General features: G+C 66.1%; 10 protein-coding genes and 1 tRNA gene. 5 read left to right on the top strand and 6 right to left on the bottom strand.

The features are described 5' to 3' along the window. Positions 1–80 precede the first annotated feature (80 nt). Positions 81–2978 (bottom strand): DEAD/DEAH box helicase, encoded by a 2898-nt coding sequence (locus FE256_RS02890; protein WP_138172726.1) that lies wholly within the window; start codon positions 2976–2978, stop codon positions 81–83. A 73-nt stretch (positions 2979–3051) separates the two neighbouring features. Here FE256_RS02890 and FE256_RS02885 point away from each other — a divergent pair, with 73 nt between their 5' ends. Next, positions 3052–3681: a hypothetical protein gene (locus tag FE256_RS02885; protein ID WP_138172725.1), complete on the top strand. Its 630-nt coding sequence runs from the start codon at positions 3052–3054 to the stop codon at positions 3679–3681. A 251-nt stretch (positions 3682–3932) separates the two neighbouring features. Here the strand turns inward: FE256_RS02885 and FE256_RS02880 are convergent. Then, positions 3933–4005 (bottom strand) — tRNA-Lys (locus FE256_RS02880). Between the two features lie 175 nt (positions 4006–4180). Further along, the gene (locus FE256_RS02875) at positions 4181–4846 is read right to left on the bottom strand and encodes a fasciclin domain-containing protein (RefSeq protein WP_138172724.1); all 666 of its coding nucleotides are present in this window, start codon (positions 4844–4846) and stop codon (positions 4181–4183) included. 322 nt (positions 4847–5168) lie between these two features. On the opposite strand from FE256_RS02875, the gene sigK reads away from it, so the two are divergent. The 4 genes from sigK to FE256_RS02855 all read left to right on the top strand — a co-directional run bounded on the left by sigK (position 5169) and on the right by FE256_RS02855 (position 8407). Then, a complete protein-coding gene (gene sigK / locus FE256_RS02870; RefSeq protein WP_171024160.1) occupies positions 5169–5771 on the top strand; it encodes an ECF RNA polymerase sigma factor SigK in 603 nt (200 codons plus the stop codon). Then, positions 5768–6574, top strand: a complete 807-nt coding sequence (locus tag FE256_RS02865; RefSeq protein WP_138172723.1) for an anti-sigma factor — start codon at positions 5768–5770, stop codon at positions 6572–6574. Before sigK ends, FE256_RS02865 begins: the two co-directional genes overlap by 4 nt. A gap of 52 nt (positions 6575–6626) precedes the next feature. Beyond that, on the top strand, positions 6627–7265 hold the full coding sequence (locus tag FE256_RS02860) for a DNA-directed RNA polymerase subunit beta (protein WP_138172722.1): 639 nt from the start codon (positions 6627–6629) through the stop codon (positions 7263–7265). 257 nt (positions 7266–7522) lie between these two features. Continuing rightward, entirely contained in the window at positions 7523–8407 is an 885-nt protein-coding gene (locus tag FE256_RS02855) for an aminodeoxychorismate lyase (RefSeq protein ID WP_138172721.1), read from the top strand. Between the two features lie 54 nt (positions 8408–8461). On the opposite strand, the gene pstB is transcribed toward FE256_RS02855, so the two are convergent. The 3 genes from pstB to pstC are packed head-to-tail and all read right to left on the bottom strand — an operon-like array spanning position 8462 to position 11356. Next, on the bottom strand, positions 8462–9241 hold the full coding sequence (gene pstB, locus FE256_RS02850; protein WP_138172720.1) for a phosphate ABC transporter ATP-binding protein PstB: 780 nt from the start codon (positions 9239–9241) through the stop codon (positions 8462–8464). Between the two features lie 16 nt (positions 9242–9257). Next, the gene (pstA, locus tag FE256_RS02845; protein ID WP_138172719.1) at positions 9258–10358 is read right to left on the bottom strand and encodes a phosphate ABC transporter permease PstA; all 1101 of its coding nucleotides are present in this window, start codon (positions 10356–10358) and stop codon (positions 9258–9260) included. Continuing rightward, positions 10355–11356, bottom strand: coding sequence for a phosphate ABC transporter permease subunit PstC (gene pstC / locus FE256_RS02840; protein WP_138172718.1), 1002 nt, complete (start codon positions 11354–11356; stop codon positions 10355–10357). Before pstC ends, pstA begins: the two co-directional genes overlap by 4 nt. Positions 11357–11402 lie beyond the last annotated feature (46 nt).

The following is an 11402-nucleotide window of genomic DNA, read 5'->3' as shown; positions in this document are numbered from 1 at the left end:
GCCATCGTGCGGTGTCGTCTTTCTGTGTGAGTTCTTGGTCGTTCTCACTGACCATCGCACGATGGCTCACCCCGTCGCGGTCACGACGCCGCGGGCCCGAAAGACCACCACCCCGCGGGACTCCAGGGGGCGAGCAGCCCGGCCCGATCGCCGCCGAGTACGTGGATGGCTGGCGACTCCTCGCCCGTGAGTCGGCGACCGATCCGGTGCCACAAGTCGCGATCGGTAATGTGCCGACGGCTCTTTGATGCTTGTTGAGCGACGACCTGCATGTCTGTCTGTCGAGCTCCCGGGGCTGGCCCGCTTGCCGCCTTCGAGTGCCACATCTCTAGTCTGACGCGCCCCACTGTGCTGATCTCGATCACGAGGTGGTCGGCGATCTCACCGCCGCCGTCGTTGAACAGGACCCACCGCCGCCGGTCACTTGGTGACGGGTGAGCGAGCAAACGCGACTCGACTGCATCGTGGATAGAGTCGTGGCGACCTGCTCTTTTCGTTTCGCGTTGAATATCGATGCCCGTCCATTCCCAGGGGAGGAAATTGATCGCGTCAGGAAAGAATGTTTCGACGTTGCTCGGATGGTAAGTCACTCCGCCGGCCGCAGTCGTTCCATCTAGGAAGTAGATGGTGGGAGGGTTGATGGTTAGGAGATCGCCGAGAGCAGACTCCACTCCCGACATTCGTCTGGCCGCCGCGGATTCGAAGTGTGTGGTGAACCGGCCCGTGACGTCCTGCGCCCCTTCCCAGATCGTATTTGACTCATCGCGGCGGTCGATCACCCGCAGATGCACGTGGTCGACAGTCGCCGGCCGCGCGGGGTCAATCTGGAGCTCAAGTGTTTCGATCGGTCGACCGTCGGTCAACGTCCAGCCGCGGTTGAGGATGCTCGGACTAAATTCGGCCTGGATTGCCTCGACACTTGGAAACTCCTCAGTCCGCATTGCTCTGGCGACGTTGGGTAGTAGTGGCCCAGACATGGTCGAACGTGGAAACCAATAACGACTGGCGAGTTCGGTGGAGAATGCCTCGTACTCCCTCAATCCGAGGTAGCGCGTCTCCCAGTACTTGGACTTTCCGGCCGCCATGCCCGCGGTAACTGGGCGGCCGCTTGCCGCTGCTTCCACTTGTGCCATGGCGTGCCCGAGTGCCCGACTGTTGGTATCGGCCTCGCTGATTCCTCGTTCGATGCCGCTCCCGGCGAACATGGCGTAGGAGGGCGTGCCCGCCGTTCCTGCATACGTGTTTCGCACGCCCACCGATGAAACGGAGATGCGCTCCAGACTGTCGAACGCATCTTGCAAGAAAGCCGGATTGCTGTTGCGAAGCTGACTGGTAGGGTCGAGCAATTTCATCAGCGCGGACATCACTCGTTTGTCCTGGCTGTTGATAAACAGGAGATCTCTGCGGTCGGTTTGTGGTCTTTGATGCCAGCTAACGACATGCAGATCGAACACCGGGCGAGTGAGGCCGTCGTCATTGATGTACCACGAGGGTGTTTCGAGTCGACGTGTCAATACCACGAGTTGGGTTGACGCGGCGTTGAGCCCCGAGTAGACGACGGTTTGGGCCGCGAAGACGGCACCGACCTCGAGTTCTTCCGGAACCGCCCCCAGGGTGAACGAGGGGACCCAACCACCACCCTCGGGCGCCTCGTACAGTACTGCCCTAGCGAGCGGGTTGATAGCTGTCAGCGAGATGTTCGCGGGAGACTCCGGGAACTCCGAGAGATATTCTGCGTCAAGTCTTCGGGCGCGTACAGGCTCGTCAATCAACTCCGGTAGCACCTCGGCCCAGTCCGCGTCTTCCTTGTAAAGTTCGCGTAGCGCCCCCTGGAGTGCGGGATAAACGTCCTCGTCGTGCACCGTCACGAGGACGGATTCTTGAGGATGGCTGCCGCTCGCTCGTGCTAGGCGACCAATGAACTGCATGGTCGCTGGCACCGATTTATGCTTGTCGTGATACCCCACGATGCGAAGGCTCGGAAGATCGAAACCTTCGGCAAGCATGTCGACGGTGATCACAGCCCGAAGGGACTCGTCGCGCCAGGCGTCGATGATGCGTCGTCGATCCGTTTCTCCAACTCCGTTCGTCAAGATCTCGCTAGCCAACCCGTGGGTTGCGTAAAGGGTCTTCAGCTTCTCGGCGCGGAGCACGCTCTTGGCGCGAATCAGAATCGCGCTGTTCGCGTGCTCCGGTCGATTCGCGGCGGCGACTACCTCGACAGCAATCGCAGCGTCTCGTGAATCGATAGTCGATTGCGGGCCGGCGGCGAGGATGCGTGGCTCGATCCGCTGGTAGATGCCGTCTGCCATTGCTAGGCGGAGCGGGTAGTGGAACGCATGCGTTCCCGGCAGCGGCTTGCCGTCGGTTCGTCTAGGGGTTGCAGTCAGTAGGACGGCTCGCGCGTCTGGGTAATGCTCCAGGATTGACTGCCATGTTTTCGCCGGTGAGTGGTGGGCTTCATCGATGATGATCAGATCGAAGAAGCCCGAAGGGGGAGCTTCTCCTTCCGCGAAGTGTGACGGGCTGATCGAATTGGGGAGTGCGACCACGACGTCTGCCGTCTCGAGCGCACTCCAGTCGATCGACCGTCCTTTAAGTTCCTCTACGATCGGGCGGAAGGATGCGGTGACCGCACCGATCCGACGCAACACGTCTTCGCTCCGGAAGTTCGCCGCAAGTTGAGACCTCAGTTCGGTGCTTGGTACGACGACGAGCACGCGGTGTGCTCTCGCCAGGTACGGTAGCGCGGTCGCAACCCCGGTCTTTCCTGATCCAGTGGGCATCGAGACCAGCAGCCGCTCCACGGGGCTCAACGTCCAATGAGCAATGACGGCGGAGATAGCGCCCAGCTGTGGATTCCTCCACGCCGGCTGCTCGGGCCGCCCGATGAACGAGAACGTCGAATGCTGGGTTTCGTAATGCGACTCCCTGGGCATGGCCAAACAGTAGCGGTGGTGGCCGTCAGTAAGCGGCATTGTCGCCTCATTGCCCTGGCTCTAGCCCCTATCGTGACACCGCCCAAACTGTCGTAGCTGCTACCGTCACCGCATGGGGAGCGCGCACGAAGAGATGGTGGTGTGCCTGAAGGTCGATTTTGACGGCAGCGGATATGGGGCTGTCGTCAATTCGCGCAGAGTGAACATAGTAGGTGGGCCCGCGGAACTGTTCGAAGGCGCGCTCGTCCGCGCCCTTGGGCGACCTGATCATGGCGCGAAGTTTCACGTGATCGTGCGGGGGGCCGATGGCCGTTCGTCGCGCTGGCTTGGCGCAATCGATGAGCACGTGACGCTCGGCGACATGGTGAGATTCGCTGACGGGGACGTCGTTCACATCGACCTCGGTGGGCGTGGCGGCGGTGGGCTTCCGCTGCTGTGGGACGTCATTGGAGGGGTTTCGACGCTCGCATGGCTCGTGCAGCTAGGGCTTGGCGCGAACGACCGGATAGAGGCCGCGCGATACCGTAACTCGAGGACCGCGGCACGCGAGTGGGTGGATGCAGGCGTCGACGCCGAGCCCTCGATGGCTCTGAGGGTGTTCGTCTGCGAAGAACGGGACTGGGATCGTCGTGCATTCGACCGTCGGTTCGCGCTTGATCACGCATCTGGCTCTGCCCTCCTGCGGAAGTTGGGCTACCGGAAGGTGGGCAACGATCCCGAGGTGTGGTCCGAGGGAGATTGATGCCCACGCGAGGCACCGTCGCTGCGGCGTCTCCGTCCGGATGGTCTCGCGCTGGGGATCGGTGAATCCCGGAGTCGCAGGGTGCTGCGGCCTTCGGCGGGATCGAAATCCACCTCGCCGGTGTCGCGCGCGAGGTCGCGAATCGCCTGCGCGGAACGTCAACCGTCGAACTGGACCCGCCTCGAACTGGACGTTTCACGACGAGCCAGGCTCTCACTCGCGACCCACGGATCGAGTAGCCGTCACAACTGTGGGCCCCGTGGGGCTCGAACCCACGACCCGCGGATTAAAAGTCCGATGCTCTACCGACTGAGCTAGAGGCCCGTGGCATCCAGCCTACCGGCCCGTGCGGGATGGGTCGTGCAGCCGCCGGGGCGCGGGATGTAGGTGGGGTGCACCAAAGAGCGACGGCCGGACCCCCTCGCCTGGGGTCCGGCCGTCGCCGTCAGATCCGATCGTTCATCGATCGGTCGGATGCGTGATGATCACGCTCCGAGGATCACATCGGGGGCATCAGCACCGAGTCGATGAGGTACACGGTGGCGTTGGCGGTCTGGACGCCTCCGCAGATGACGTTGGCGTCGTTGACCTTGATCGCGTCGCCCGAACCCGAGACGGTGACTTCCTGGCCCTCGACCGTGGCCTGCGCGCCGTCGATCTGGTCCGGGGTCAGCTGGCCGGGGATCACGTGGTACGTGAGGATCTTGGTGAGCAGGTCGGTGTCGGTCTTCAGCGTCTCGATCGTGGCGGGGTCGATCTTCGCGAACGCGTCGTCGACCGGAGCGAAGACGGTGAACTCGCCACCGTTGAGGGTGTCGACCAGGTCCACGTTGGGGTTGAGCTGGCCGCTGACGGCCGCGGTGAGCGTGGTCAGCAGCGGGTTGTTCGAGGCGGCGACGGCGACCGGGTCAGCGGACATTCCCTCGACCGAGCCGGCACCCGAGGGGACGGCGGCGGCGTAGTCGGCGCAGCCGGGGCCGACGAGGTTGGCGGCCGGGTCCATCATGTTGGACGACGCCGAGGGCGACGCGGCCATCGAGGGAGCCGAGGACTCCTCGGTCATGGAGCCACCCGAGGTGGTGCCACCCGAACATGCGGTGAGAGCGAAGGCCGAACCCAGAACGAGGGCGAGACCGGCGACGACAGGCTTCTTCTTGATGAGCATGACATTCCTCCGAAATCGTTCGGACCGCGGCTGCGACCCGTTTAGGACACCCCGGTGCGGGGGGTGGTTCGCCGTGTTGCGGCGTACACAGGGTCTTCGGGACCCCGCGCCGTTCGGATTGCGAGTCGTCGCGAGATAGCGGCCGATCCGCACGCTGTGACGGAGGAAAAGCCTGGTCAGAGGGTTGTAAATATTCTTCAGAATGTTTTCTGGATGCCGTTCGGCGTCGCCGGGACGCCCACCGCGGGGGCGGCCGATCACGGTTGCGTACCTCATGCGCGCCACGCGCGCACGGGGAAGGGAAGAGTTCTTCTCGTACGGCATGCTGGGGTTCATGGTGATCGACGGTTTCTCTCTCCCCGATGACGGGGCGGACCACGTCGACCACGTCGGAGAATTGCTGCAGAAGGTCGCCTCGGGTGACCGGAACGCCTTCGCCGAGCTCTACGACACACTGTCTGCTCGCGCGTTCGGTCTCATCCTGCGGGTGCTCGTCGACCGGTCGCAGAGCGAAGAGGTGCTCCAGGAGGTGTTCCTGGAGATCTGGCAATCCGCCGCGCGCTTCACTCCGAACAAAGGTCAAGGAAGATCGTGGGTTCTCACGATCGCTCACCGACGGGCTGTCGACCGCGTGCGGTCGTCGCAGTCGAGTGTCGATCGAGACGTGCGCGCGGGCTTCCGGGATGTGGACGTCGCATATGACGACGTCTCTGAGAAAGTAGAACTCAAGATCGAAGGGCGGCGCGTCGTCGATGCACTGGCGACGCTTCCCGACGCCCAGAGAGAAGCACTCACGCTGGCCTACTTCGGTGGGTACAGCCAAAGCGAGATCGCTACCCTCGTCAGGGCGCCGCTCGGTACGGTCAAGACCAGAATGCGTGACGGATTGTCGCGCTTGAGAATCGAGATGGGGGTGGACAAGTGAACGAGAGGGATTTCGCCGACCTCGCTGCCGGTCACGCGCTGAACGCGCTATCGGAAGCAGACGAGCGCGCATACCAGGAGGCACTGGCGGGCAATCCGCACTGGTCCTCCCATGTCCGGGATGCCGCTGACGCCGTCGCCGCGATCAGTGCGACGATCGATCCCGTAGAGCCCCCGGCATCCGTCCGAGACTCGCTCCTGGCTCGCATCACCGACCTTCCGCAGAACACGGCGCCCGAACCGGTGTTCGACACCGCAGCCCTCGAGGACTTCGCCGCCGCAGGCCCCGCGCCGGTGGATTCGGAGTCCGAAGCGGCCAGCGCAGGCTCGACCTCGGGTTCGGGCTGGGGACCGCGTCGCTGGTTCACGCTCGCGGCATCCATCGTCGCGGTTCTCGCGCTGGGCTTCGGGGCCGTCACGGTCAGTCAACAGCTCACGCGTCCCGCCACCCTGATCGCACTCGAGCAGGTCACGACGGCCCCCGACGCCCAGTCGGCGACCGCGACGATGCCCGGTGGAGCCGTCGCGACGGCGCACTGGTCGGCATCCACCGGTCAGAGCGTGCTCGTGACCGAGGGCATGCCCTCGCTTCCCAGCGACCAGACCTACGAGCTGTGGTTCGTCCGGGACGACACTCCGATCGCCGCCGGGATCTTCGAGACGGATGCCGACGGTCGCGCGACCGCGATCCTGCAGGGCGACTTCCACTCGGGCGACATCATCGCCGTCACGGTGGAGCCTGCGGGAGGATCGCCCGACGGTACGCCGAGCTCGGCCCCCGTCATCGCGGTGGCCACTGCCTGAACGTCGGCCCTGCCCGGCCCGGGGCGAATCGCTCACGCTCTAGCCTGGAACGATGAGCGATTCCCCTCGCGAGTTCCACAAGCCCGTGCGGCGCCCCGCCGAGCTGTTCGACCGCCTCTTCGCCGCCGAGGACCCGGCCGAAGTGTCGCGTGTCGCGCACAGCACGGCTCAGGCCCTGTTGTCTCGTGTGCGCGCCGACCCGACCGTCGACGTGGTCGAGAGACTGGTCGCGTTCACCGACGATCACGGCATCGACGACATCGCCGAACTGTGGTCGCGGTCTCCCGCGCGCTCGCTGCCGGGGGCGCTCTGGCGGCTGTATCTGCTGCAGTTGATGATCCACGACGACGCGCCCACCGCGGCGCTGCTCTTCGAGCGCGGGCGCGCGGAGATGGCCACGGTCGACCCGGTCGTGGTCGGAGCGCCCGCCCCCGCCGGACCCGAGGAGCTCGTGCAGCTGATCGACACGATCCTGCGCGGCCTGTTCGAGGGAGACTTCGCCGTCGCCCTCGACCGCGCGGCGGCGTTCTGCAGGGTCCAGGCCTCGGGCTCGACGCATCTCGCCGACGACTACGAGAACACCGAGTCCGAACGCGCCAGCGCCCTCACCACGCGTGCCTTGCGCCTGTCGACCTATGCCGACGACTTGTCGGCCGCGGCGGCGCTGTGGCGGCGCGACGCGCTGACCTGAGCCCCGCGTGCGTGCGCGGCCGGGATACCGGAGGAGCGGCACGATACGACGGGACGTCGGCGATGCGCGCCGGAAAGAGAAAGTGCCGGGCCGCAGAACGCCTCTCGGCGCAAGGCCGCTCACAGCGGCAGAAGATGGAGCCCGGGGTTACTGCGGCCCGGCTATGGAAGTGTAACAAGGGCTGCGCCGAGGCATTCCCTCGGCCGGGCCGGTTGGCGCAACCCGGGCGTGTCGGTGGCAGGGCATAGGGTCGTTGCATGGCTTGGCGTTTCGCGCTCGTGATCGATCCCGTGGCATCCGACGTCCGGCGGGACGACCACGCCGACACCTTCACCGTCATCGATCCGACGGCTCCCGCCCTGCCCGTCGGTGAGCTCAGCGCCCAGCGCGGCGACGGGGTTTTCGAGTCGATCGGCGTCGTCGACGGGCACGCGCAAGAGGTCGAGCCCCATCTCTCGCGCCTTGCGCATTCCGCGCAACTGTGCGACCTGCCGGAACCGAACCTCGACCAGTGGCGCGCCGCGATCCGCCGCGTCTCCGCCGAGGCCGGCACCGGTGAGAGCGTGATCAAGCTCATCCTGAGCCGCGGGCTCGAAGACGGAGCCGCGCCCACCGCGTGGGTGACACTGGCCACGGCGCCCGACAACGCCCGTGCCCGCAACGAAGGCGTGCGCGTCGTGACCCTCGACCGCGGATACCCCCTCGAGGTCCCGAATCGGGCTCCCTGGCTGCTGCTGGGGGCAAAGACCCTGTCGTACGCGGTCAACATGGCCGCGATCCGCGAAGCGAAGCGCCGTGACGCCGATGACGCCGTGTTCGTCACGACCGACGGGTTCGTGCTCGAAGCGCCCACGGCATCCGTCGTCCTGCGCTTCGGCGACCGATTCGTCACCCCGGCACCGAGCGCCGGCATCCTGCACGGCACCACGCAGCTGAGCCTGTTCGGCCATCTGGAGCAGCGCGGCTTCGCGACCGCGTACGAGACCGTGGCCGTGGCCGACCTCGCGCGCGCGGACGCCGCCTGGCTGCTCTCGAGCGTGCGCCTCGCGGCGCCGATCGCGGCGGTCGACGGCGTGGCGAAGGCGATCGACCGCGCGCTCACCGACGAACTCAACGCCTACTTGCTGTCTCCGCGCGACTGACGCCGGAAACGACGATGGCCCCGCCGAAGCGGGGCCATCGCGGGGGAGCGCTGCTTACCCGAAGCGTCCCGAGACGTAGTCCTCGGTCGCCTGCACGGTGGGGGCGGTGAAGATCGTCGCGGTGTCGTTGTACTCGATGAGCTTGCCCGGCTTGCCGGTGCCGGCGATGTTGAAGAACGCCGTCTTGTCGCTCACGCGCGACGCCTGCTGCATGTTGTGCGTGACGATGACGATCGTGTACTGGTTCTTCAGCTCGCTGATGAGCTCCTCGATGGCGAACGTCGAGATCGGGTCGAGAGCCGAGCACGGCTCGTCCATCAGCAGGACGTCGGGCGAGACCGCGATCGCGCGGGCGATGCACAGACGCTGCTGCTGACCACCGGAGAGGCCGCCACCCGGCTTGTCGAGACGGTCCTTGACCTCGTTCCACAGGTTCGCGCCCTGCAGGGACTTCTCGACGAGCGCGTCGCCGTCGCTCTTGGAGAGGCGCTTGTTGTTCAGCTTCGCCCCGGCGAGCACGTTCTCACGGATCGACATCGTGGGGAACGGGTTCGGGCGCTGGAACACCATGCCGACGTGGCGGCGCACGAGCACCGGGTCGACCCCGGGACCGTACAGGTCGTCACCGTCGACCAGCACGCGGCCCTTGACGTGACCGCCGGGGATGACCTCGTGCATGCGGTTCAGCGTGCGCAGGAACGTGGACTTGCCGCACCCCGACGGACCGATGAAGGCCGTGACGGTGCGGGGCTGGATGTCGATGGAGACGCCTTCGACCGCGAGGAAGTCGCTGTAGTAGACGTTGAGGTCTTCGACCTCGATGCGCTTGGACACGGATGCCTTCCTGGGATCAGCGGGACTTCGGTGCGAACACCGAGGCCACGATGCGGGCGATCAGGTTGAAGATGACGACGAGGACGACCAGCAGGAACGCCGCGCCCCAGGCCTGGGCCTGAGAAGCGTCGATGTCCTGTCCCGGGAAGCTGTACGCGGTGTACGCCATGACGGGGAGGGTCTGCATCGGGCCGTCGAACGGGTTGGAGTTGAAGTTGTCGGTGAAGCTGGCGGCGATGAAGATCGGCGCGGTCTCGCCGACCACGCGGGCCACGGCCAGCACCACGCCGGTGATGATGCCGCTCGCGGCCGTGCGCAGCACGACCTTCACGATCGTCGCCGAGCGGGGCACCCCGAGGGCGAGCGACGCCTCGCGCAGGTCGGCGGGGACCAGGCGCAGCATCTCTTCCGTGGAGCGGATGACGATCGGGATCATCAGCACGCACAGGGCGATGGATGCCGAGAACCCGCTGAACGCCTTCGGTCCGACGATCAGCGCGAAGAACGAGAACGCGAACAGACCCGCGACGATCGAGGGGATACCCGTCATGACGTCGACGAGGAACGTGATCGTGCGCCGCAGCGGGTTCGTCGGCAGGGCATACTCGACGAGGTAGACCGCGGCCAGAACACCGATCGGCACCGAGATGAGGGCGGCGATACCGGTGATGATGAGCGTGCCCACGATCGCCTGGAGGGCACCGGGGGTCGCGACGACCTCGAGCGTCTCGGGGTCGAACGCGCTGCCGCCGGTCTGGGTGATGAAGTTCCAGTTGACGACCGCGAGGCCCTTGGACACGACGGTCCACAGGGTCGAGATGAGCGGCGCGACCGCGAGGAGGAAGGCAGCCGTGACGAGCCCGCGCACGACGCGGTCGACCGCCTTGCGCCGGCTCTCGACGATCGAGGAGCCGACGCCGATCGCGATCAGGTACAGCAGGGCGGTCAGGATCAGCCAGCTCGGAAGGTGGAAGCCGCCCAGGAGCAGCTGCACTCCGGCGATGAGCACCGCGACACCGACGAGGATCGCCGGCTCGATGTAGGCGGGAAGGCGTCCGCTGGTCAGGGCGAGCGGTGCGGAGGCCGACGGCGCCTGCGGGGCGTTGGTGGTGGTCACGAGCGCTTCCCCTTCCGGCGACCCTTTGCCCCCGGGCCGGTCGCGCTGATGATGTAGCGGGCGAGGATGTTCACCGCGAGGGACACGACGAACAGCATCAGGCCCGTCCCGATGAGCGCGGAGCGCTGCAGGTCGGTGGCGATGGGGAAGTTCAGCGCGATGTTGGCGGCGATCGTCTGCGAGTTGTATCCGTCGGTGAGGACGAGCACCGAGTAGATCAAGCTCGGCGAGATGATCAACGCGATGGCCATCGTCTCGCCGAGGGCGCGACCGAGGCCCAGGAGCGTGGCTGAGACCATGCCGCTGCGGGCGTAGGGGAAGACCGACAGGCGGATCATCTCCCACCGCGTCGCGCCGAGCGCCAGAGCGGCCTCTTCGTGCAGTCGCGGGGTCTGCAGGAAGATCTCACGCGTGATCGAGGTGACGATCGGGAGGATCATGACCGCGAGCACCACGCCACCGGTCAGCATCGTCGAGCCGGTGCTGGACACGGGGCCCTGGAACAGCGGGATCCATCCGAAGTAGGTGTTGAGGAACTCGCCCAGCGGGATCAGCAGGGGGCGCATCACGATGATGCCCCACAGGCCGAACACGATCGAGGGGACCGCCGCGAGCAGATCGACGACATAGCCGAGCGCGCCGGCGATGCGGCGCGGGGCGTAGTGCGAGATGAAGAGGGCGATGCCGATGGCGACCGGCGTACCGAGCACCATGGCGATCAGAGCGGCCCAGATGCTTCCCCACAGGAGCGGTCCGACGTACTCCCCGAAGTTCGTCCACGAGCCGTTCTGGTAGCCGGCGAGGTCGCCCTCGGTCCAGTTACCCGTGATGGCGGGCAGGCCCTTGATGATCAGGAAGATCGCGACGCCCGCCAGGATGATCATGATCGAGACGGCGGCCGTCATGGACAGGCCCAGGAACGCCGTGTCTCCTGCGCGGCGCTTGCCGACGATGGTCGAGCGGGCCGCCGCGGGCGGCGCAGAGACGGTGTCAGCCACGGCTGACCTCGTGCTCGGCAGTGGTCATGGTGTGCTCCTCGGGTCG

Origin of the sequence: Microbacterium sp. 5K110 (assembly GCF_005774735.1) — a bacterium.
Classification (GTDB): Bacteria; Actinomycetota; Actinomycetes; order Actinomycetales; family Microbacteriaceae; genus Microbacterium.
The sequence above is the reverse complement of the archived record's forward strand: the minus strand, read 5'-3'. Positions and strand labels throughout refer to the sequence as shown.